The organism is Vibrio sp. 10N.286.51.C3 (assembly GCF_003050065.1).
In the GTDB taxonomy this organism is placed as follows: domain Bacteria; phylum Pseudomonadota; class Gammaproteobacteria; order Enterobacterales; family Vibrionaceae; genus Vibrio; species Vibrio crassostreae.
This window is the reverse complement of sequence record NZ_PIGC01000001.1, coordinates 199,359-220,273: the sequence shown is the minus strand read 5'-3', so window position 1 is coordinate 220,273 and position 20,915 is coordinate 199,359. Positions and strand designations below refer to the sequence as shown.

At 44.1% G+C, this 20,915-nt stretch carries 24 protein-coding genes; 12 read left to right on the top strand and 12 right to left on the bottom strand.

The window, feature by feature from the left end:
* Window positions 1–38: 38 nt before the first annotated feature.
* Together CWO27_RS00920 and ppiC are read right to left on the bottom strand one after the other, a co-directional pair.
* Window positions 39–1,445 carry an alpha-amylase family glycosyl hydrolase gene (locus CWO27_RS00920; RefSeq protein ID WP_055319368.1) on the bottom strand — a complete coding sequence of 469 codons (1,407 nt, stop codon included), beginning with the start codon at window positions 1,443–1,445 and terminating at the stop codon, window positions 39–41.
* Between the two features lie 283 nt (window positions 1,446–1,728).
* Window positions 1,729–2,010, bottom strand: a complete 282-nt coding sequence (gene ppiC / locus CWO27_RS00915) for a peptidylprolyl isomerase PpiC (protein WP_258185064.1) — start codon at window positions 2,008–2,010, stop codon at window positions 1,729–1,731.
* Window positions 2,011–2,291: 281 nt separating this feature from the next.
* Here ppiC and CWO27_RS00905 point away from each other — a divergent pair, with 281 nt between their 5' ends.
* A complete protein-coding gene (locus CWO27_RS00905; protein WP_048662365.1) occupies window positions 2,292–3,206 on the top strand; it encodes a chemotaxis protein in 915 nt (304 codons plus the stop codon).
* A gap of 92 nt (window positions 3,207–3,298) precedes the next feature.
* Here CWO27_RS00905 and CWO27_RS00900 read toward each other — a convergent pair whose 3' ends face one another.
* The 4 genes from CWO27_RS00900 to hutW form a co-directional block, all read right to left on the bottom strand.
* A complete protein-coding gene (locus CWO27_RS00900; RefSeq protein ID WP_102433075.1) occupies window positions 3,299–3,859 on the bottom strand; it encodes an ATP:cob(I)alamin adenosyltransferase in 561 nt (186 codons plus the stop codon).
* 162 nt (window positions 3,860–4,021) lie between these two features.
* A complete protein-coding gene (gene hutZ / locus CWO27_RS00895) occupies window positions 4,022–4,552 on the bottom strand; it encodes a heme utilization protein HutZ (protein WP_107898379.1) in 531 nt (176 codons plus the stop codon).
* Window positions 4,553–4,693: 141 nt separating this feature from the next.
* Window positions 4,694–5,215, bottom strand: coding sequence for a heme utilization cystosolic carrier protein HutX (hutX, locus tag CWO27_RS00890; protein WP_102433074.1), 522 nt, complete (start codon window positions 5,213–5,215; stop codon window positions 4,694–4,696).
* Between the two features lie 58 nt (window positions 5,216–5,273).
* On the bottom strand, window positions 5,274–6,683 hold the full coding sequence (gene hutW / locus CWO27_RS00885) for a heme anaerobic degradation radical SAM methyltransferase ChuW/HutW (protein ID WP_107898378.1): 1,410 nt from the start codon (window positions 6,681–6,683) through the stop codon (window positions 5,274–5,276).
* 161 nt (window positions 6,684–6,844) lie between these two features.
* Here hutW and CWO27_RS00880 point away from each other — a divergent pair, with 161 nt between their 5' ends.
* The 6 genes from CWO27_RS00880 to CWO27_RS00855 all read left to right on the top strand — a co-directional run bounded on the left by CWO27_RS00880 (window position 6,845) and on the right by CWO27_RS00855 (window position 11,743).
* Entirely contained in the window at window positions 6,845–7,657 is an 813-nt protein-coding gene (locus CWO27_RS00880; protein ID WP_102433072.1) for an energy transducer TonB, read from the top strand.
* A 2-nt stretch (window positions 7,658–7,659) separates the two neighbouring features.
* On the top strand, window positions 7,660–8,361 hold the full coding sequence (locus tag CWO27_RS00875) for a MotA/TolQ/ExbB proton channel family protein (protein WP_102433071.1): 702 nt from the start codon (window positions 7,660–7,662) through the stop codon (window positions 8,359–8,361).
* Window positions 8,358–8,771 carry an ExbD/TolR family protein gene (locus CWO27_RS00870; RefSeq protein ID WP_102433070.1) on the top strand — a complete coding sequence of 138 codons (414 nt, stop codon included), beginning with the start codon at window positions 8,358–8,360 and terminating at the stop codon, window positions 8,769–8,771. The genes CWO27_RS00875 and CWO27_RS00870 overlap by 4 nt, the downstream gene beginning before the upstream one ends.
* A gap of 157 nt (window positions 8,772–8,928) precedes the next feature.
* Complete coding sequence (locus CWO27_RS00865; RefSeq protein ID WP_107898377.1) at window positions 8,929–9,819, top strand: heme/hemin ABC transporter substrate-binding protein; 891 nt, start codon at window positions 8,929–8,931, stop codon at window positions 9,817–9,819.
* Between the two features lie 104 nt (window positions 9,820–9,923).
* The gene (locus tag CWO27_RS00860; protein WP_107898376.1) at window positions 9,924–10,961 is read left to right on the top strand and encodes a FecCD family ABC transporter permease; all 1,038 of its coding nucleotides are present in this window, start codon (window positions 9,924–9,926) and stop codon (window positions 10,959–10,961) included.
* Entirely contained in the window at window positions 10,961–11,743 is a 783-nt protein-coding gene (locus tag CWO27_RS00855; RefSeq protein ID WP_107898375.1) for a heme ABC transporter ATP-binding protein, read from the top strand. Before CWO27_RS00860 ends, CWO27_RS00855 begins: the two co-directional genes overlap by 1 nt.
* A gap of 395 nt (window positions 11,744–12,138) precedes the next feature.
* Here CWO27_RS00855 and CWO27_RS00850 read toward each other — a convergent pair whose 3' ends face one another.
* A complete protein-coding gene (locus CWO27_RS00850; RefSeq protein ID WP_102433067.1) occupies window positions 12,139–12,600 on the bottom strand; it encodes a TetR/AcrR family transcriptional regulator in 462 nt (153 codons plus the stop codon).
* A 530-nt stretch (window positions 12,601–13,130) separates the two neighbouring features.
* Here CWO27_RS00850 and CWO27_RS00845 point away from each other — a divergent pair.
* Window positions 13,131–13,430: a YfcZ/YiiS family protein gene (locus CWO27_RS00845; RefSeq protein ID WP_017062761.1), complete on the top strand. Its 300-nt coding sequence runs from the start codon at window positions 13,131–13,133 to the stop codon at window positions 13,428–13,430.
* 36 nt (window positions 13,431–13,466) lie between these two features.
* Here CWO27_RS00845 and CWO27_RS00840 read toward each other — a convergent pair whose 3' ends face one another.
* Entirely contained in the window at window positions 13,467–13,769 is a 303-nt protein-coding gene (locus tag CWO27_RS00840) for a YnjH family protein (RefSeq protein WP_102478883.1), read from the bottom strand.
* Window positions 13,770–13,870: 101 nt separating this feature from the next.
* On the opposite strand from CWO27_RS00840, the gene CWO27_RS00835 reads away from it, so the two are divergent.
* A complete protein-coding gene (locus CWO27_RS00835) occupies window positions 13,871–14,470 on the top strand; it encodes a hypothetical protein (protein ID WP_048662376.1) in 600 nt (199 codons plus the stop codon).
* Between the two features lie 102 nt (window positions 14,471–14,572).
* Here CWO27_RS00835 and CWO27_RS00830 read toward each other — a convergent pair whose 3' ends face one another.
* Window positions 14,573–15,679 (bottom strand): 1-acyl-sn-glycerol-3-phosphate acyltransferase, encoded by a 1,107-nt coding sequence (locus tag CWO27_RS00830; protein ID WP_107898475.1) that lies wholly within the window; start codon window positions 15,677–15,679, stop codon window positions 14,573–14,575.
* 175 nt (window positions 15,680–15,854) lie between these two features.
* Between CWO27_RS00830 and CWO27_RS00825 the strand changes: the two genes are divergently transcribed.
* Entirely contained in the window at window positions 15,855–16,481 is a 627-nt protein-coding gene (locus tag CWO27_RS00825; RefSeq protein WP_048661092.1) for a hypothetical protein, read from the top strand.
* 133 nt (window positions 16,482–16,614) lie between these two features.
* Here CWO27_RS00825 and CWO27_RS00820 read toward each other — a convergent pair whose 3' ends face one another.
* A complete protein-coding gene (locus CWO27_RS00820; protein ID WP_048661091.1) occupies window positions 16,615–17,103 on the bottom strand; it encodes a hypothetical protein in 489 nt (162 codons plus the stop codon).
* A 22-nt stretch (window positions 17,104–17,125) separates the two neighbouring features.
* Window positions 17,126–17,647: a nicotinate-nicotinamide nucleotide adenylyltransferase gene (locus CWO27_RS00815; protein WP_107898374.1), complete on the bottom strand. Its 522-nt coding sequence runs from the start codon at window positions 17,645–17,647 to the stop codon at window positions 17,126–17,128.
* 109 nt (window positions 17,648–17,756) lie between these two features.
* Here CWO27_RS00815 and nadE point away from each other — a divergent pair, with 109 nt between their 5' ends.
* Entirely contained in the window at window positions 17,757–18,587 is an 831-nt protein-coding gene (gene nadE, locus CWO27_RS00810; RefSeq protein ID WP_055319374.1) for an ammonia-dependent NAD(+) synthetase, read from the top strand.
* Between the two features lie 86 nt (window positions 18,588–18,673).
* On the opposite strand, the gene CWO27_RS00805 is transcribed toward nadE, so the two are convergent.
* Window positions 18,674–20,530: a hybrid-cluster NAD(P)-dependent oxidoreductase gene (locus tag CWO27_RS00805; RefSeq protein WP_107898373.1), complete on the bottom strand. Its 1,857-nt coding sequence runs from the start codon at window positions 20,528–20,530 to the stop codon at window positions 18,674–18,676.
* 217 nt (window positions 20,531–20,747) lie between these two features.
* Between CWO27_RS00805 and CWO27_RS00800 the strand changes: the two genes are divergently transcribed.
* Window positions 20,748–20,906 carry a YqaE/Pmp3 family membrane protein gene (locus tag CWO27_RS00800; RefSeq protein ID WP_004731890.1) on the top strand — a complete coding sequence of 53 codons (159 nt, stop codon included), beginning with the start codon at window positions 20,748–20,750 and terminating at the stop codon, window positions 20,904–20,906.
* Window positions 20,907–20,915 lie beyond the last annotated feature (9 nt).

Below are 20,915 nucleotides of genomic sequence, written 5' to 3'. Positions count from 1 at the left end.
TACCAGTAAGCGGGGCTTCTCTTTCTAGCCTATCCGAGTTAACTCATGACAGGCTTCAATTCGTTCGTCGTCAACATCATGCACTGGTTGGGTTCAACCTTAATAGTTAAGTCCTTACCAACACAGTCGAACACTTTTCCAGACAATAAATCGGTCACTGCACCAGTCCAATTTAATGAGGCTGTTTTGCTTCGTTTCGACTTGTTGATCACCACAATGCCTTTATCACCACGAACAAACACCAGCAAATCATCATTCGCTTCAACCACACGCATCGCTTCGCCATGAACATGGTTATGAAATTGAATCATGTTTTTCATGTAAGGTGCTTGCCAATCGTTAAGCCAACGAGGCTGACCATTCTCATCTAAAATACCGCTGGTGCTTAATTCACTGTAAACCAGTGGCACACCGCCATCTCGACCAAGAATGAAAGCATGAGCCAATCGCTCGTCCACTTCCTCCATCACATGCTCCAAAAACACCTCGTTGTTTGGAATATCATGAGTTACTGCAAACGTGATAGCTCGCATGTTCGACAGAGCTTGACCAAAACAGTAAGGGTTAATCAAAGACTTAAAGCTGCCCTGCTCTTCAAATGCTTTGAAGATGGTGTTGAACAACGGGAAATCGTACGCCCCTAAACGAGTGTGTTTAAGGTATGGCTCAAGGAAAAGCTCATACTCTTCTTCTGTCGCACCGCCATCGGTAATGATCTCACCGAAGATGTGCATTTCTTCGCAGATGTCATCAGTCCACACCTTACGTAGGTGTGCTAGTGTCATGTGCTTTGCCGCATCAATGCGAAATCCTTTCACACCAATCGCTTTCAAGGCTTTTAGATACGCTCGCTGTTGCGCAACCACATTATCGTTATCCAACAGCGTTGGCAGGCCAGGATCGCTAGCGCCACCGGTAATACGTCCGTTTTGCACTTCCCAAGTGTCTTTCCAGTTCTTGATACCAAACGCTTCCACGAAGTCGTTTTCATCAAATAAAGGCTTAGAAAGATCACCAAACAAGCGGATCGATTCGTAATAGTCAGCATCTTTTTGATAAGACGTCATGTCTTGCTGGTTGGGGTACGTTAAATCGCCGCGGATGCCCGATTCGTTGGCCATGTGGTTAAACACGACGTCTACATAGGTACGAAGCCCATGTTGCTTTAACGTGTCGACCATCGCTTTAAAATCTTGTGTGTCACCCAACTGATTATCAATCACACGATAGTCTTGCGGCTGATAGCGTTGCCACCATTGAGTACCAGAATCTCGATCGCAGCCTTTAGGACCACGTAATGACTTCATTGCTGGTGAAACTAAAACAGATTTATAACCCAACTCTTGGATCAGTGGGGCGTTCTTCATTACGTCAGCGTAGCACCAGTCAAAGGCATGCAATATGACATCTGTCGCTGGGTTGCTTAACATAGCTGAACTCTCCATGGTGTTCTCCTACCAAACTCGTTTACAGCTTTCTAGATAAATACAAAGGCTAAAAGGCAAAGCTGCATAAATTTCCTTAAGAATGGCATTTATTATATGAGTTACTCATTAAAAACCCTCCTCCTCCCAACGATTAGTCACGGCGGATAGTTAAGGGCGTAGCGCTAATTATCGCATAACGTCTGGGATGAACACTCAACCGTATTGCTTTAAAACGCGCAAAAAAGTCACAAAAAAGGAGCGTATATACGCTCCTTTTATTCAATCTATCACATATTTATTGCTAAGTTCTGTAAAGAACCTTAACCACATGCCAACCAAATTTTGTTTTCACAAGGTGTGGTACTAGCGTCTCGCCAGAGAAACAAACCTTATCAAACTGAGGCACCATTTGACCTTTTTTGAACTCGCCTAGGTCGCCGCCCTTTTTACCTGATGGACAGGTTGAATGTTTCTTCGCTAGCGTTTGAAATTTAGCGCCCTTTTTAAGCTGCGTCATGATGTCTTCTGCTAGTTCTTTATGCTTCACCAAAATATGAAGCGCTGCTGCTGTTCTTGCCATGATAATTCTCAGTTTGTTGCTGCCAGTTTACTTTCGACGGTTGCTTTGAACATCGCTAATGAACTGACTGTTGTAAATCTGTTTGCCGCTAACGGCTTATCGACATAAATCCATCGACAGCCAGCGTTTAGCGTGATTTTAACCCAAGAACCGCTATTCTTCACTCTATAAGCGAAAACAACTGCCTTAAAGGCCACTAAAAACCGCATCGCGACTTGCTGCGGCTTCCATTTCCCTTTAAATTAATCCTTATAAATTAAGCGCGTATTAAGTAGGAGCCACTTATGGCCAAACCGATCAGTAAAGCGAGTCAGTCACAGGGAATGTTGATGTTCAAGTTATCCCTCACTCAAAGTTTTGCGATTGGCACGCTTAAGGTCAGAGAGATCGTCCCTTTTCAGCCGATGACTCAGATCCCCTACTCTCATCATCACGTGATTGGTACAGTGACTATCCGCGACCTTACGGTTCCTGTGATTGATATGTCCGCTGCGATTGGCTTCCGTCCGATAACACCCGCTGAATACCAAGATTGCGTACTCATCGTCACCGACTGTTTAAGAACCGTTGTGGCGTTCTTGGTTCGTTCGATTGATAAGATCATTGAATGCGACTGGAAGAGTATTGAATCTCCACCCACCAGTGTGGGTCGCAATGTTTTTGTAACGGGTATTACGCGTTTTGAAGACCGTATTGTACAAATGCTCGACGTGGAACTGCTGCTTTCTAAGATCTACCCAGATTATGAAAATGCGCATATCCCGATGCTGACCGATGTAGAGAGAGAACGCCTCAAAGCATTGAACATCTTATTGGTGGATGACTCTTTGATTGCGCGTAAACAGTTATCTGATGCCTTAGACAGCATCAACATCCCTTACAGCATTTGTAACAACGGCTTAGACGCCATCGACCTAATGCGACGCCAAGCCAGCGCTGGCAATGCCATTGACCTTCTGGTGAGTGATATCGAGATGCCAGGTTTAGATGGTTATGAGCTTGCGTTTGAAGTGCAGAACGACAGCGCATTGAGTCATGCTTACTGTATTTTGCACACATCATTGTCCAGTGAAATCTGTGTTGACCGTGCCAATCAGGTGGGGGCACATGAAGCGCTTGAGAAGTTTAACGCGGGCGAATTAATCGAAGCCATGTTACGCGGCGCAAAAGTATTAAACGACGCCTCTACGGCTGCTTAGGCTCTGTTTTAGAAGCTAAACCAAGTATCAACTCGTTGTTTAGCTTCTTTGTCTGTTATTTATTCCAACCTGAATGAGAATAGAGCCAACCGTTAGTCTTTGTTTTCTGGCATAGACTTCTTTGGCATAGAATAGCTCTTACTCACAAATTCCACTTCCTCGACTTCATTGACATGATTGGTAAAAGAGGCCAACGCATAGAGAGTGTTCGCGACTAGGTTTGCGTATTTAAAAAGAATCGGGTCTGGTGACTTTTTGCTTTCATGATGCTCAATACTGACTAGCGCTCGCACGACCTTTTTAGCCTGACAACGACACAAGTGAAGCTCGCTAGACACTCGGTGCCCACCGGGTAAAACAAAGCCTTTAAAACCACCTTCTAGCTGCTCACGGATACGGTGATAGTCTTGCTTGAGCTCGACCAATTCAAATTCGGTGATGGCAAGCTTACCGCGCACAGAGCCATTCAAGTGATAGATGTTTGGCTGCAAGCGTTGCAGGATCTCGCGAACCTGAGGCTCTAGCTCTAAAGACAACACCAGCCCAACTCGGCAACAAAGTTCATCCGACAAAATCTCAAAATCACAGATAGGACTGTCTTCATAGATAAATGGGTAACAGAACTCGTCCCAATCTCGACTTACTGGTTTCACGTACCGATCCTTACACATAAATAATCATCAAACGCCAATATACCAAACTCTTTGATTGAGTCTGAGTTTATTAGCTAAAAGACCCGCAGTTTCCCTGCTTGATAATGAGATAGCAAAAAGCCCTCACATTGGAGGGCTCCTGAAGAAGTAGGTTAAACGAGATTACTCGTTAGACACTTTTTTGTGGCCTTCTTGCAGGTGAACGAAATCCACCAAATCGTCGCCTGATACTTGATATGCTTGACCAAAACCTTTCACGAACAGTCCGTTATCTGCTTTAAGGTTGAACAGAGAGAAATCTTGAAGCTGGCTCAAACCATCGATGATCTCGCCGAAACGCTCTTGCATCTGGCCGATAACTTGAGTCCAAAGCTCCGTTTCACGTTCTACAACGCTCGCTTGCGCATCAAACGTTAGACGCTTACGTGCGTAAAGCTGCTTCGAGCTCTCTTCGTCTTCAATCATCATCAAAGACACTTGAGGGTTTGCTTTCAAGTTACGAGCATGACGAGCGATATCAGAAATTAGAACAAAGTAACCTTCTTGGTTCTGAACGAAAGGTGCGTAACTTACGTTTGGGCGGCCTTCTTCATCAACCGTTGCAAGTTGAAGGGTACGGCGATCTTGGCGAAACTCTTTAATTTCTGGACCTAGGCGACCTTGTAGACGTTCTTGTTTTACTTGCTGTTCCATGGGTAATTCCTTTATTCACTTTCTCTGATTTATTATTTTTGCCCGAGGTTGAGCGATCATTAGCGAACTAAACGATCCTCGAGCATTGATGTCTTGTTTAAGCCAGTTGGCAACCTTAGTTAAGCTTGCCGTTAACTGTGCTTAAGCTTGTTCTTTTAGCGCTTTGAAGCGTTCTACTTGGTCGGCAATCAGCTCACGCTTTTCGTTGCGGCCTAGGTAAATCTTAAAAATATTCTCGCCCGTTTCACTGAAGAAACCGAAGTAATGACTTTCACGACCCATGAACGCTTTGCTCACTAAACCGATCTGTTTGACATTGTCGAGTTTCAGGTGACCATGAAGCTCGCCTTCTTTGCCCATCAGATTGTAGTAACCACGCGCTACTTTACCTTTAGGGAACGGCGCTTTTACTTCAAAGATTGAGCCGAATGAATGCACGATTGTGGTCACAGGGCCCCAACCCACTAATCCTTCTAGAATTTCTTGAGCACGGCTGCCATCTAGCATCACTGCCATGTCGTTTGGAAAAGCAGCTACCACTTCAACTTCTGAAACACCTAGCTTCTCAGCAATCGCAGTAGGAAGCAGTTTTGGTTCTTCTTCTAGAATGCGAGCGACACGTTGTTCTAGAGTTTCTGTCATTTCTAATGTTGTATCTGTCATTGAATATATTTCCGTATAAACGAGTAATTTACGTAAGTTTTAAATTTAAAATTCGATATTAAGCGTGCTTCAAGCTTGCATGCGGGTGAACGCCCGAACCTGACGCTTTCGGCGCTGGGTGCATCGCTTGATATTCAGCGTTAAGCACTTGAATCACACTCTGAGCGAGGCTTACTGCCCAGAAGCTGCCAGCAACAGTCAGGCTCAGATAATCTTCCGAAAGCTCAACCAAGCCATTCTTTTCCCAATGTGAGAACAGAGGCTTCAAGTAATCGAACGTGTCTTGTCCCATAAAGGTCGGCAACGTACTTCTTCTAACAACACCAGAATCGAAACCTGCCTTTAATGTTGAGAAGATAGGCTCTAATGAGCTTTGTTTCGTCATCATGGCAATAGGTAATTGACCTTGCTTTATAGACTCCATGTAGCTGTCTAAAGTTCGATGCTGCATCACACCATGACCGCCGATGTTGCCACCAGCGCCACAACCAATGGGTAGAACCTCGGCATAAGTTTTCGCTAAGCTGTTGTAAATGCTGCGTTCGCGGTTATCACGAGTCCAGTGGTTTACGCTCAGTTGCTTGACCTTATTTTTTGCCATGAACTCCACACCCGCCAAGTACATACTCGCCTTATCTGGCGTATTCGCAGGCGGTGGGATTTTTCCTTTCTCAACAAGATTAAGCATAGGTGCATTGCCCGCAACAATCAGTTGGTAGAGGTCAATGCCGTGTGCGCCAGTAGACATGTAGTCTTCTAAATCTTGTTGGAACACTTCCATAGATTGGTGTGGTAATCCGTATAGCAAATCAAGAACGATTGGTGCTTGCTCAGTACGGCTTAGTGAACTGATACGTTCTAGCACAACCTCTCGGTCATCTAGGCGTTTAGCACTGCGTCGAACTTGAGTATTGAAACTTTGAATACCGAATGAGAAACGATTGAAGCCACCTTCAAGCGCACGATCAAACATCTCGTCGCCAAATCGATTGATGCGCCCTTCTAAGGTCATTTCCACATCATTGGCGAGTGGGAAGTGTTGGCGGATAGCCTTGCCTAATAACTCGACTTGTTTAGGCGATAAATCGGTTGGGGTTCCCCCGCCGATATAAACAGCATGAAATAATCCAGACTGAGCCCAAGGCGTTTTGGCTTTCTGCTTTAACTCAACCATCAGAGCATCGAAGTACTCATCCACTAATTTTCGGCTTGCAGCATTTTGGAAGAAGTTACAGAACGTACAGCGCACACGGCAGAAAGGAATGTGGATATACAGGCAACGTTTATCCTGTTTTTCCCCTTCGCTTAGCATCAGTTCATCAAAGAGTTCTAACTTCTTACTGGGGTCGACCGGAATTGAACTTCCTCCGGCGTGTGCAGAATGCTTTTTGGCAAACGCAAAACGAAGCGGATCAGGGCTAGAAACACCCAAGATTGATTCGTCAAATTTATAAATATCAAGACTCATATAATCTCTCTAAACACTTACATAGCAAAGCCTGGAAGACTATTCGCTAAAAACTGAGAGAAGCATAGATACACGCAAATGATAATGCAATTGATAATTGATCTTATTTAGATTCTAAGCAATAATCCGATACAGAATTTTGATTTGGTAAAGGATTGACTGTGAACGTTCCTAGATATGTTATTGCAGGCGGAGCATCGTTAGTGATTCATGCAGCGTTGTTGTTTGTCGCTCAAGAATCCAAAGTATTTGCGATGCCTGCAGGTAGCCAATCGAGCACCGTATCGATCAACTTCACTCCTAAGAGCATTCCTTCACAAGCTCAGCAAAAAACAATCACAGAACCTGTTGAACCAGAGCCAGTAAAAGAAACAGTCTCGCAAGCCGAACCTAAACCAGTCGAACCAAAAACGGTTGAGCCAAAGCAAGCTAAGCCAACCCCAAAGAAAAAAGCACTCACCAATAAGCCTCAGTCAAAGAAAGTTGAGAAAAAAGTAATTGAGAAGAAGGTCGTCGAGAAAAAGCTAGTTCAAAAGAAACCAGTGACTGAGAAAAAGGTAGTTAAAAGAGAACACCCAGAGCTGAAACCAGCCACTCAAGCAGAGAAGTTGGCCGACAAGAAAGTCGATAAGAATATGGACGAGTCTGCCAACCAACCTCAGGAAGTAAACCAAGGCGTATCAAACCAAGAGCCAGTGCTAATCACTAAGCCTTCTTTTTCTGCACGCCCTACACCGCCGAATTATCCTCGCCAAGCCAGACGTCGTGGCGTTGAAGGTGTTGCAACTTATGAGATCTGGTTAGACGCAGAAGGCAAACAAATTAAACAAGCATTAGTAAATTCATCAGGCGCACTAATGCTCGATAACGCCGCTTTAGACGCCATTAAACAATGGAAATTCTCACCTCATACTGTCAATGGTCGAGCGATTGCTCACCGAGTACAAATACCTGTTCGTTTTAGGTTGGATTAATCATGCAACAAATCAGTTACTTACAAGATCAGCTGGGCTTAATGGCTTGGCCTCTTCTTATCTGTTCAGCACTAACAGCAATGATCATCGCAGAGCGTGTATTCCAAGTCATGCTCAGCATTGGTGTGGGCAAACGAGCCATTCGTCGTGAGCTAAACCAAATCTCACCAACCAACAGTAAAGAGATTGAAGCGCTTGCTCAGTCGATTTCAGATAAACGCCCGCTACTGTACAAGGGCGTGTCAATGTTGCTTGCTCACCACTCTTTCTCAAAAGGGTTGCGTGAAGATGCTGCTGGCATTTGGCTACAAGAAAAACGCCACCAGCTTCATGCAGGTTTAAGACTGCTTGGTTTGATCGGCGTGATCAGCCCACTCATCGGCTTGCTTGGCACGGTACTTGGCCTTATTGAAATGTTCAAAGGTGTTGCCGCGACAACAGGCAGCATCACGCCCAATGATTTGGCAGACGGTCTTGGATTAGCAATGAGAACGACTGCCGCAGGCTTGATGATTGCACTTCCTGCTATTTCAGGTGCACAACTATTAGGCCTTTGGGCTGACCGAGTGCTTGCTCAGTTAGAACATACTCTGAACTATGTGAATGTGTGGCTAGAAGGCATGTCGATTCAAACGAATCAATCCGATGATACTCAAGGTAAGCCTGACAACAAAACCTCTATCGGTGATGTGAGCCAAGCATGATTAAAACGCCCCACTCATCGAACACACAGAGCCTGGCTCCTGACTTAACGCCGTTACTCGACATCATTTTTATCGTGATGGTTTTCCTATTGCTTACTGCATCGGTAAAGCTGGAATCGCTAGAAGTTGAGCTGCCAAGCTCGGATGTCAAAAACGTTTCTGAAGTCCACAAAGATTCGATTAGTGTCAATATTTTAGACCACGAACCCTACTGGGCGATTAACGGCCAAGAGTACATCGACTGGGAAAATTTCAAGATAGCCTTGTTAGAAGAGACAGGTTCTGCGGATAAAAAGCCGATCATCATTGGCGCAGATAAAGCTGCCAACGTGGAGAACCTAGTGAAGTTGCTTTCATTCCTTCAAGAGAACGGAATACCAGCGACTCAATTGCTCACTGACGATGGCTAGAACAACTCTCTATTTTCATGAGGTTAGGCTCTAGTTACTAAGACCAAATAGCCAGAGCTAAACCTCTCTATAGATTCGAACTCACAATGCGAACGGACTTCTCACTGAGTATCTTCGCAATTACTCTCCATCACAAGAAAGTATAAAGATAAATATTATGAACAACTTAAACGTGCTCAATAAATTAAAGATCAAGACACACCTTCTTTCAGTGGCCGCAATGAGCTTAGCACTTAGCGCACCAACCGCAATGGCCAACGACACTGAACAACCTCGAATCATCAGTGCAGGCAGTGCCGTTACTGAGTTGGTTTTGGCATTGGGTGCTGAAGAGCAGTTAGTCGCGATAGATGTAACCAGCCACTTTCCTCAGTCTGAAAACCTACCAAAGATTGGCTACCACAGAAACCTGTCTGCGGAAGGTTTACTTGCCCTAGAGCCAACCACACTGATTGGTTCTGATGAAATGGGACCAGACAACGCGATCTCTCAATTAAAATCGGCAGGCGTTGATGTCGAGATTGTGAATACTGAAGCAAACGTTGAAGGGCTGTTAAAGCGTATCGACCAAATCGCCAAGATTACCCATACCGAAGAACAGTCACAGCAAGTTAAAGCTGAAGTAAATCAGAAGATTGCTGCACTGAAAGCGAACCAAGTATCAAGCAACGAAACGAAGAAGGTGCTTTTCCTGTTGTTGCATGAAGGTCGCCCTGCGAACGTTGCCGGTGGTGAGACTTCGCCAAACGCAATCATCGAGTTAGCTGGTGGTATCAACCCTGCCGCTCAGAGCCTAACGTCTTACAAGCCACTTTCAATGGAATCACTGGTAGAAATGCAGCCAGATGTGATCTTAGTCAGTGGTCGTAGCTACCAAAAAATGGGCGGCGCGGATGCCATCCTTAAATCATTACCTATGTTAGCGGCGACTCCAGCAGGCATGAACAAGCAAATCATTACCGTAAATGGCAGTGCTTTGGTTGGCGGACTTGGTCTGGAAAGCCTCTCAGAAGCTAAGCGATTAAACGCACTTATCTATCCGCTATAACTCGACTACCCTATTTCTGCTATCGCTATTCCACTTCCCTTTATCCACAGACTCACGTTGTTGGTAGAAGGAATTAAAGTTAGCGATAGATATTGAGGCCCTTTATGTTGTTACGATCCGTCCCACTGAAAACATCGATGTTAGGCCTAGGTGCAACCCTAGCCTTTGTCGCGCTGTACTCAATCACTGTTGGGCCAATGAACATCAGCTTGGCGGACAGCGCTACAAGCTTAATTAACCGAAACAATGACTTAGCACCTCACATCAACTTAGTCATTCAAGAAATTCGATTGCCTAGAACCATATTGTGCATGTTGATTGGTGCGATTCTCGCGTTATGTGGCGCTGTCATGCAGGGCTTATTTCGAAACCCGCTTGCTGAACCTGGAATCATTGGTGTGTCTGCTGGTGCGGCGCTAGGTGCAGCACTGGCCATCGTGCTTTTCTCTGAGCTATCGCTTCAATACCCTGCTTTCATGAACTTTGCTGCGGTTCCTGTGTTCGCTTTTCTTGGCGGTGCTTTAACCACACTGCTCGTTTACAAGCTTGGTACTGGCAAATTCGGCACCTCTGTCACCATCATGTTGTTGGCGGGTGTAGCGATCAGTGCGCTCTCTGGCGCTGGTATTGGCTTCTTGAATTTCATTGCTGATGACCAAATGCTGCGTGATCTTTCATTGTGGTCGATGGGTTCACTGGCGGGCGCTAAGTGGTCAGGTATTTTACTGGCTGCTATCACACTCGTTGGGTTGTTTGTTGTTTTCTACCGCCAAGCAATGTCACTGAATGCTCTATTACTGGGTGAGTCAGAAGCGCAACACCTTGGCATCCCAGTACAGAAACTCAAGCGAAAGCTGATTCTACTGACTGCCGCAGGCGTTGGTATCACAGTTAGCCTATCTGGCATGATTGGTTTTATTGGCCTAGTGATACCTCATTTAAGTCGCATGTTGGCAGGCCCTGACCACCGAGTTCTATTGCCATTGTCAGCGGTGCTAGGCGCACTACTGCTAACCGCCGCAGACATGTTCTCACGCGTGGTATTGGCACCAGCAGAGCTGCCAGTGGGTATTGTCACTGCGATTATCGGTGCTCCATTCTTCTTGTACCTTCTATTTCAACAGAAAGGGAGAATCCTTTAATGTTTCCTTCAGCGTTAAAAGCGACCGATATCGAAGTGAAGTTCGGCAGTAAAGTGATATTAGATGGCGTTTCTATTGAGATTGAAGCAGGAAAGGTAACAACACTGCTTGGACCAAACGGCGCAGGAAAAAGCACACTGCTAAAAGCCTTATGTCAGGAGATATCGAGCAAGGGTGATATCCAGTATTTTGGGCACACCAAAGACAAGTGGCCTTCTCAGAAACTGGCGAAACACTTGGCGATGCTTCCTCAACACAGTACCTTGACCTTCCCATTTCTGGCGCACGAAGTTGTCGAACTTGGTGGTATTCCTCTGCAAGAATCCAACAAAAAGCTCACTAGTATCGCTAGACAAAAAATGGATGTTGCTGATGTCACTCACCTGAGTGAAAGGCTCTACCCCTCGCTATCTGGCGGTGAAAAACAGCGCGTTCACTTAGCTCGAGTGTTAACTCAGCTTCACCACTCTGGTGACCAATGCATCTTAATGCTCGATGAACCGACATCAGCACTGGATCTCGCCCACCAGCACAACACTTTAAAAATCGCGAGAGAGCTAGCCGACAACCACAATGCCTCCGTTATCGTGGTTTTGCACGACCTAAACCTAGCCGCTCAATATTCTGATCGACTCGTAGTATTAAAAGACGGTAGCTTGGTTTGCGATGGCAGCCCTTGGGAGGCTCTTCAACCTTCGATGATTGAGGATGTATACGGCTACAAGAGTATCGTAGAAAAGCACCCTACCATGAGCTTTCCTCAGGTTCACCCCGCCCAATAGACTCGATTTAGAACCTACTCATTTTGAGTATTCGTTCCTAATAACAATTAAGCCATTCTAAGCCTCGATTTTATCGAGGCTTTTTATTGGCTCATAGCCTCTCTCTCGCCTTAAACTTAATTTTATTAGCAACCATAGCAATGAACCCCACAACGTCTCACTCCGAGCGTTTGAGGCTCTAGAAATAAACAGTATCAGTTAGTGTTGCTTAGTTTTTTGCAACTAAGATTGAATATAAGAGGCAAACGTAAGCATTTAAAAAGAAAAGAAATAACTTCATTTGGAACTAAATACAGTTAGCGGCAACGGTGTGAGAGCAAGAGAAAAAGAGCGAGATAAATGAAATTGCAGGCACAAAAAAAGCCCCCTCAGGAGCTTCTTTCATTGTGTGTTGATTATTGGCTCATTCGAATCAATGATTTACCAATCAACCACTCAAGTTCTTTACCGCTAGAATCGCCAAACTGAGTTTCAGTCAGCTTGTATAGACGATCAATACCGTTTGCAGCGAACTCATGAGCGCTCTCAGCAGTAACGATATGATGGAAAAGTAAACGTAAGATTGCTAGGAACTCAGCGTCTTCAAGTGCTGCAACCCAGCTAGCTGAAAATGCGTCAAGGCCATTTTCGAAGTCAATGTGTTCCATGAACATCTTGAAAATACGACCGTCTAGAGCAGCAGTAAAATCCGTTTTCTTTGGAAAGTGATGACTAATACCTGTACGAGAAACGCCTGTTTGTTGACTCAACGTCGTGTATGACATCTTGTCGTAACCCAACCTTAGTAACTGGTCTACAACGGCATCCATGATCTTCTGGATTGTGATTTCTGTATCTTCTTTACTACGCTTTGGCATATTCAGGCTCTTCTCTTTGTAAATCCATCTAACTCAATCAAATGAAGTCAGAATGAAAATTGTTATCAGCATTATGTGAGCAAGGCATTTTTTCGCAAGTATTTCCATTAAAATACCCACCAGTACTTCGCATAAACAACTTTACAGTGCTGCCTCTTTGGGCACTTTGTCTAATTATTCTTCGAAAGTAACCTTACCGCTCTAAGTGGTTAATCTAAAATAACTACTTAGAATATCAAATACCCAACAATAAATTCATTGTATAAATACCTATCAAGCAATAGATAGTCTTATAAAATTAGTCACGACGCAACTAACTGAATGATATTCTAACAAATTAATGACACTGCTTTTCAACAAAACATGAGATAGATCACATACATATTTGTCGGCGCGAATGTACATATTCATTTAACCCCGTAACAAACAACATAGCATACCAATGCAAATTAGTTCAAAGATTTTAATTTTTGTAGATACAGTTCAAATTGCTCGTTAGAATAACCTCAGATTTTGTAAGAGGATTATTTATGAGCCAAGATATTGGTAACAACGACGTATGTGAAGCTTGCGGCTGCGCGGGCGAAATCGGGTTCATCATCAAAGAAGGCGACGATGTTGCTGAGGTAACAGTTTACGGTAACTCTAAAGCCCTTATTGAAGCTGAATTCGCTAAGTACGTTGAGTTAGCAAAGCAAGTGTCTAGCAATGTTGAATTTGAAGCGTCAGAGATGACTGAAGAAAGCACAGAATTGCATGCACGCTTTAAATTTGAAGTAAGCGCTGAAAAGATTATTTTCGAACTTAAGACTCGCTCTCTAGCTCGCTAATATAAGCACTTACACGCACACTATTAAAAGACGAGTTTATTGCTCGTCTTTTTTTATTATTTCAACCCAACCTAGAGCACCATTAGTCTCAAAGTCATTTTCAGCCGCACATTTAATCACAACACCCGACACCTCAACGATAGCACCGACACTATATGCCCTATCATTGTAATAACAAACTCGTTGCTGTGAACCACTCTGAGTGACGACGACTGCCGCCTTTGCTGGCGTTGATATTATTTTATTAGCACTTGCTGATATTGAGCAAAGCACCGCGGATAAAATCACAAAAATTGTCAGAATTTGACGCTTTATTCGAATCATAGATTTACCTTTCATTGTCTCTGATTCCTATTTACCTACCAACAAATGAGTAAAACACTATGCGAGAATAATTTTTTCATTATAGTGTTAACGTCTATCGTAATAAGAAGCTCGTTATGCTCCGAATAATTGCACTTATTATTGGTTCTTTAACCATAACAAATGTGACTGCAGAACCACTCGATCAGTATCAAATATTGAACCATCTCGACAATTACGGAAACTTATATCTACGAAATAAGCCTTATACATCACTACCCACTGGGTTAATTGTTGATGGCAATCTAAATATAGAGAACACAGCGATCACTCGCCTGCCTAAAGGCTTAGAAGTTAACGGTAGCCTCAAAGGCTCTAACAGCCAGCTCTCTCGAGTTCCGACTGGAATTAAGATAAAAGGCTACGCCGACTTAATTGGCAGCAAAATCACCAGCTGGCCAAGAGGCGTAAGAGTGGGTGGTTTTATCAACCTCACTGATACTCCACTTCAGAGGCTACCTAATGGCTTTAGAGTGAAAGGCGATCTGAGCGTGATTCGTACGCCTTTAACAGAACTACCAAACGGGATAATCATTGATGGTGACTTATATATAGGTGGTTCTGGGATCACAACGTTTCCCGATACCATGACAGTCAAAGGCAACATCTATCTAGGCGGCAACACTGTAACCACATGGCCAACCAACCTAGAACTCGGTGGCGCCGTCGCTCGATAGTTCAACCCAAACTTTAGGTCTTAAAAGCAGATGGTCAGCAACAAAAAAGGAGCCTAAGGCTCCTTTTTCAGTTCCATCAATGAACTCGTTTGCTAACACTCGTTAGCCGATATTCTTCACTGGGTTCGCATAGCTATCGATCAAGTATTGACGAGCGCCTTGTGGCAAAGTCGATAACTTCTCTTCAAACTCTTGCTTAACCGCAGCTGTAATCGACTCGTCTTCTCTTTCCGCTGCTAGCAAGTTAACTGGGAACAGCTTGTAGTTATCGTGGATCTGACGATCGATCTCTTCAGCAAGAGCTTCAGGCGTATCAAAATCTTGGTCGATAACCTGACCGAAGCCGACGTGAACGCGTCCTTTATTACCGATGATGCCTTGAATGATACTTTCGATATCTTCAAACTCACCCTTTTCGTAACTACCGTTTACGTCTTTTTCGAAAAGCTCTATCGCTTTAGCTGTGTCACATGGGTCGTTCTCGTAAGAAATAGCCACAGGAACGATCTTCAATGACTTCACATATTCAGGGAAAGCAATTTTTTGCTTACGTCCTTCAACGTGAAACATTTTCAAGATTGCTGGCTCAGTAAAATCGTTACCGTCTTTAGCGCGACCTTCCTTTTGAGCGATCCAGATTGAGTTGCCCGTTTCTAAAGAATGCTTAATGTAAGAAGACAGCTGCCCTAATGCTTTCATCATCTCACGCGGTCCTTTCAAAGAACGCTTTACGATGAAGCTCTTGTTCAAACGCATCAACTCCGTCGCACATGGTTTCTTCAGCAGGTTATCACCAATAGCGATACGACAAGTCTGATGGTTGTTTTGATGCAGGGCGTAGTTTACTAATGCAGGATCCATAGCAATGTCACGATGGTTCGATACAAACAGGTAAGCTTGATTCGCATCCAGTGACTCTACGCCAGTGTATGTCACACCTTGGGTCGTCTTAGCCAATGTATCGCGTAAGTACTTTTTCACTTCAATTTGAATGGATTCAACGCTGGTCAGCTTGCTCCACTTCATTTTTAAGTACACACGTAAAATAGGGCTCATTAATGCTTTGAACCAAGACGCATGGTTTGAAAAACGATAGTGCAAGATTGCACTGATAAATTCTTCATCATTAATAAGACGGTTTAGTGCCGCTGGAATTTCATCATCGCCGTAAGGACGAATATCAACATATGGATCGGTTGGAGAGGTCATTTTTTCATTCATATAATAAAAAGCTGGCTCATTCTACGCGTTGTTTTGACTTCTCGCAGCTACAGAGCCCATACTTTTGACAAGGTCAGACCAGAAACAGTGAAAATCCCCTGTTATTGTTGGCATTCTTTAAGATTAACGGTAATCTTGACGCCCCAAAATTAAGGTACTATCTATGAACTTCGCTATTGAATATACATCGGCTTACTTTTCACACTTGGTGATCACACCACGCAAGAAAGTACTAAAACATAGCCTTGTATCGGTTCAAAGTGGCTTGGTTTTGATCAAACTGGGTAAGCAAGAGTACGCTGTTGAACCTGGCCAAAGCGTTTGGATTCCCTTTGACTGCTTAACTTCGTTGACTTACTTCCCAAACACTCAAATTAGCCGTGTCGACTTTTCTGTACGTTTGACGGATTCATTCCCAAGACAAGCGGGGTACATTACGCAAACTAACCTCTCTTCGGCACTATTAGAAAAGCTAGAGCAGACCAAAGCTCGCGCTTCCAATGCCAATAATACGGAACAAGCGTTTAAAGATATGCTTTCTGTATTGAAGCAAGAAGTGCTGTCGTTTAAACCACTGCTTTGCGAAAGTGCGCTTTCTCAGCGATTCAATCAATGGAACATTGATGATTCAAACCTACCACAAGAGCACACTCTGGTGATGGTGATGCGAGAAGCAAAGAAACGTATGCAGTCAGGCCAAAAACGTTCACTTGTGATTGATGATCTGTTCTCAGGTAAAGAGGAAGAGTTCGAGCAACTGTGTATGCTTGTTTTTGGTGAAGATTTATAGCTTGGCGGTAAGTGAGAGTTGGTATTTAAACTAATAAGCCAGATACTAAAAAGCCGCAAAAACTGAGTTTTTGCGGCTTTTTTAATTCTTAGTGTTTTTACATAGATAGCAATCTATCTATGTCACTACCTGTCTAAAATGGCAATTCAACCTGCATCATTAGGTCGGCGTCACGTGAGTCATGCCAACGATAATCAAAGCGCATACGCGGCTGCCCTTCTACTTTCTCACCAAAACCGATGCTGAGTTGAAGACCATGATTCATCAACCACTCTTCCGTCGACATATCATACTGCTCGTCTTCCAGATCTTCGGGAAACCACATCCCCAAACCTACATAGTTTGATTCAATGCTTTGTGTCAGTAGTGGTGCGTCTTTACTTTGAAGAACCCAATCAGACCAATAATCAGGTGTACTTTCTGGTTCATCATCGCTCAGCCCACTGATTTCCATCATACGTTGGCCAAAAGACTCGATACTCGAAGAAAAGTCCAAGCAATTATCGTCACTAGAAGTCAGCATGATCGAATCTAAGCTAAAAAAGTCACATTCAGCGTATGCAGGCATACTGCATGCTGTTATCAACAACGTCGCTGGTATCGCGCGCTTTAGCATAGTCATCAGACCTCTTGAATTAATGAATCTACATTATTGTATACAGACCACTATCTTGCAACATATTTGTAACTGACTTAGTGCTCATTTTTGATACATCGCTTCCACTTATCAACGCATTACGAATGTCTGTACTACGAATTTTGACTTTTTCAGGGCAAGCCATTACAGACCACTGCTCGGTAATCTCATCTGATTTATAGAAAGATGAGAACTTAAAGAAGTTATCTGGGCCAATCACAAACGTCAGTTCAGCGTCACGATGTAACTTTTGAAGTTCACTGAGCACTGCAAAAGTCGTGACGCTTTCACCTGGGGTAAATAGGCTCTTTTCGATCAAAGAAAGCTCCACTTGATCCAGTGAAAGATCACTAATAAATGCGTTAACTAACTGACATCTCGTATCAAAGTCTAGCATCTCTTTTCCCCAAGCATGGGCAATACTTGGAACCAGAAGAATCTTGTCGAAATGAGCCAGTGAATCAATCACACTTTTATGCCCTAAGCTCGGCGGATTAAACGCACTACCGAAAATGGCTATTTTTTCCATTATTAATTACTGCCTTCTCTTTCTAAGCTTGTGCAAAGAGGTTTTTAAATCGAATGATTTAGGTATGATAACACTAGATTTTTAATTTGCTTGCAGGAAAGGAATACGAATGGAACAGTTAATTCGTGACGAAATGCGCGTACTACCTTCAATTGACCCTCACTTCGAAGTGACTCGTCGTGTGGACTTTATCAAAACGAAACTTCAACAGTCTGGCTGCAAGTCCCTGATCCTTGGTATCAGTGGCGGTGTAGACTCAACGACCTGTGGCCGCTTGGCACAAATGGCCGTTGATAGCCTTAATGAAACTGCTGGTAGCAACGACTACCAATTCATCGCAGTTCGCCTACCTTACGGTGAACAAAAAGATGAAGACGAAGCGCAACTTGCGCTGTCTTTCATTCAGCCTTCTCAATCTGTTTCTGTAAACATCAAAGCGGGTGTTGATGGGCTTCACGCTGCATCTCACGTTGCGCTTGAAGGTACAGGCTTACTACCAACAGACTCAGCAAAAATCGACTTTGTGAAAGGTAATGTGAAAGCTCGCGCTCGCATGATCGCACAATACGAAATTGCAGGTTACGTTGGCGGCCTTGTGATTGGTACTGACCATTCAGCAGAAAACATCACTGGCTTCTACACCAAACACGGTGACGGTGCATGTGATTTAGCGCCTTTATTTGGCCTGAACAAGCGTCAAGTTCGTGAACTAGCAGCAACACTGGGCGCTCCAGAGCTACTGGTTAAAAAAGTGCCAACCGCTGATCTAGAAGAGCTTGATCCACAAAAAGCCGATGAAGCAGCCTTGAACCTTTCTTACGATCAGATTGATGATTTCCTTGAAGGCAAAGAAGTGCCTCAAGACGTGTCTGACCGCTTAGTGGGCATCTACAAAGCAACACAACACAAGCGTCAACCAATCCCGACGATCTACGATTAATGCTTTAAGTTAATCTCAAATTAAAAAGGCCGGAAGTTCAACTTCCGGCCTTTTCTATTTTATGAAGGGAATGACTTAATTAGCCATTAATCAACAACTTCGATATCGGTTTGAGGCACACTGCAACATGCCAGTATCTGACCCATATTACGTTCATGCTCTTGCAATGCTGGTACATCCGGTTGGTGAACTTGCCCAGACTCAAGGGTCACTTTACAAGCGCCGCAGAAACCCGCACGACAACTTGAAGCAATAGACACACCCGCCGACTCTGCTTGCTCTAGCAAGGTTGACTGGTTATTACCTTCGAACAAGTAGCCATTGACACTTAACTGCAGTTGCTTCACCGCCTCTTCGGTAGACTGAGCCACACCAAACGCTTCCTGATGATAATGCTGAGGGTTGAGTCCCATTTGAATCAGCAGTTTCTTTGCATTATCCATAAAGCCGTCAGGGCCACACACAAACGCTTGGCGCTTGTGTAGATCTTCAATTTTAGCGACATGAGACACGCTCAAACGTCCAGACAAACCATCCCACTCTTTCGTTGGTTGGCTCAATGAATAAATCACAGTTAAGCCTTCGTGCTCTTTGGCGATCTGGTCAATCTCAGCTTGATAAGGGATGTCTTCTTCGCTGCTGCATTGATGATAGAAAACCACGTCATCAATTTGACCATGGTCGGCTAGGTAGCGAAGCATCGACAGCATTGGCGTAATACCGCTGCCTGCAGACAAAAGCAATAACGGGTGAGTTGGATTCGCTTCTAAGTAGAACGCACCATCTGGATTTTGAGCAACCAAAGTATCACCCACTTGGAAGTGATCATTTAACCAGTTAGAGATTTGACCATCGTCCACTCGCTTCACAGAAATCGCCAAACGGCCTGCGCGTGATGGGCTAGAAGATAACGTGTAACGACGAGAAACCTTCTCGCCATCAATCACCATCTCAATCGGTAGATGCTGCCCAGGCTGGTAACTTGGTAGTGAGTGGTTCTCTTTCGCTGGTTCTAGCCAAAACGTTGTAAAGTCGCGAGCGATCTCTTCACGTTCAACACAGGTTAAGTGCAAAGACTCGACCCAAGTGTCTTCGTAGTGCTCTTTCTCTTTGGTTTCAAGTACCTCAACCACATCACCCGCTTTCACCAGACCTTCATTTTTCGCCACAAGGTTCTGACCAAAGAAAACACCACCGCGTTCGTTAGCTCTGAATGTAGAAAAGGTATTCAGCGGCTCTTTTGTTGCTCTAAACTCGCCACGTTCAACATCCACCGTCGTTAGAATACAACGCTCACAAGGTTTCACCGCTTCGAATTCAACCTCACCAATTCGGATACGCTTCCAACCGTCTTCGGCAAAGGCTTCTGTATTTGAAACAACAAAGTTAGTGCGGAACTGATCCATTGAATGAACTTCAGGGCTGCGGCGATTCAACTCATCAAGCGAAGCTTGGCTGATGATTAACATTGGGTAGCCGTCAGCGAAACTGACATTCTGACCAAACTTTTCTCGGACACGATTTGATTGCTCGCCAGAGAACAGTAACTCAACACGAACACCCAACACGTCACTGAACCAATCATCGGCTTCATCACATGTCGTGTATGCCGTAAAGCTGTCTTTCCACACCGTTGCTGGCGCTTCTTGCATCTTGAAGTTTGCATATTTCAGACGCAGTGGCTCTTTACCTTCATAAGTAAAAATCAAACCGTCTGGCTGCAAACTTGAAGAGACCTTAACCATCTTCGGGTACTTGCGCGCTGTAACCATTGAACCGTCTGCCAACGCCAGCATGAAACGCCTGTCAAAAGTTAGACCTTGTTTTTCGACCCAAGCAGAAGAGAGCGCGATCCCGCCCACAGATTTAACGGGAAATACATTGATTTGAGATAGAGAAGGCACTTGCTCTAAAGCCTTTTGATCTGACGGTAGCTGCGACATAACGATTCCAATGTTTTGTTGTTTGTCCCAATGCTAACAAATGGTTATAAATAGATAAACTGGCAGCTACTAAACACTTGATACTAAGCTATTATCTTGAGATGTTTAGCTTTCTACCTTGATACATTAAGGCAGCAATGCAGTAACACTCTCCATACGTTCTATACTTTGAACACAATTACTGCATTGAACTTTCATTGAATAAAAAGGATTTATCATGAACAAACTCGTCATTATCATTTTATGTGTACTGCTTCCGCCTGTTGGTGTGTTCTTCGCTCGTGGTGCAGGTAAAGATCTGCTGATTAACATCATCCTGACCTTCTTCTTCTGGGTGCCAGGAATGATCCACGGGCTTTGGGTGGCGACTCGATAGCTCGTCCTC

Coding starts and splice junctions, on each gene's coding strand:
- CWO27_RS00875 (WP_102433071.1), top strand. CDS start 7,660: ATGCAACAAATCAGTTACTTACAAGATCAGCTGGGCTTAATGGCTTGG.
- CWO27_RS00835 (WP_048662376.1), top strand. CDS start 13,871: ATGCTCCGAATAATTGCACTTATTATTGGTTCTTTAACCATAACAAAT.
- CWO27_RS00840 (WP_102478883.1), bottom strand. CDS start 13,769: ATGAAAGGTAAATCTATGATTCGAATAAAGCGTCAAATTCTGACAATT.
- CWO27_RS00905 (WP_048662365.1), top strand. CDS start 2,292: ATGGCCAAACCGATCAGTAAAGCGAGTCAGTCACAGGGAATGTTGATG.
- CWO27_RS00850 (WP_102433067.1), bottom strand. CDS start 12,600: ATGCCAAAGCGTAGTAAAGAAGATACAGAAATCACAATCCAGAAGATC.
- CWO27_RS00865 (WP_107898377.1), top strand. CDS start 8,929: ATGAACAACTTAAACGTGCTCAATAAATTAAAGATCAAGACACACCTT.
- CWO27_RS00805 (WP_107898373.1), bottom strand. CDS start 20,530: ATGTCGCAGCTACCGTCAGATCAAAAGGCTTTAGAGCAAGTGCCTTCT.
- hutZ (WP_107898379.1), bottom strand. CDS start 4,552: ATGGAACAGCAAGTAAAACAAGAACGTCTACAAGGTCGCCTAGGTCCA.
- CWO27_RS00800 (WP_004731890.1), top strand. CDS start 20,748: ATGAACAAACTCGTCATTATCATTTTATGTGTACTGCTTCCGCCTGTT.
- CWO27_RS00830 (WP_107898475.1), bottom strand. CDS start 15,679: ATGACCTCTCCAACCGATCCATATGTTGATATTCGTCCTTACGGCGAT.
- CWO27_RS00820 (WP_048661091.1), bottom strand. CDS start 17,103: ATGACTATGCTAAAGCGCGCGATACCAGCGACGTTGTTGATAACAGCA.
- hutW (WP_107898378.1), bottom strand. CDS start 6,683: ATGAGTCTTGATATTTATAAATTTGACGAATCAATCTTGGGTGTTTCT.
- CWO27_RS00920 (WP_055319368.1), bottom strand. CDS start 1,445: ATGGAGAGTTCAGCTATGTTAAGCAACCCAGCGACAGATGTCATATTG.
- nadE (WP_055319374.1), top strand. CDS start 17,757: ATGGAACAGTTAATTCGTGACGAAATGCGCGTACTACCTTCAATTGAC.
- CWO27_RS00845 (WP_017062761.1), top strand. CDS start 13,131: ATGAGCCAAGATATTGGTAACAACGACGTATGTGAAGCTTGCGGCTGC.
- CWO27_RS00855 (WP_107898375.1), top strand. CDS start 10,961: ATGTTTCCTTCAGCGTTAAAAGCGACCGATATCGAAGTGAAGTTCGGC.
- CWO27_RS00870 (WP_102433070.1), top strand. CDS start 8,358: ATGATTAAAACGCCCCACTCATCGAACACACAGAGCCTGGCTCCTGAC.
- CWO27_RS00825 (WP_048661092.1), top strand. CDS start 15,855: ATGAACTTCGCTATTGAATATACATCGGCTTACTTTTCACACTTGGTG.
- CWO27_RS00815 (WP_107898374.1), bottom strand. CDS start 17,647: ATGGAAAAAATAGCCATTTTCGGTAGTGCGTTTAATCCGCCGAGCTTA.
- CWO27_RS00860 (WP_107898376.1), top strand. CDS start 9,924: ATGTTGTTACGATCCGTCCCACTGAAAACATCGATGTTAGGCCTAGGT.
- hutX (WP_102433074.1), bottom strand. CDS start 5,215: ATGACAGATACAACATTAGAAATGACAGAAACTCTAGAACAACGTGTC.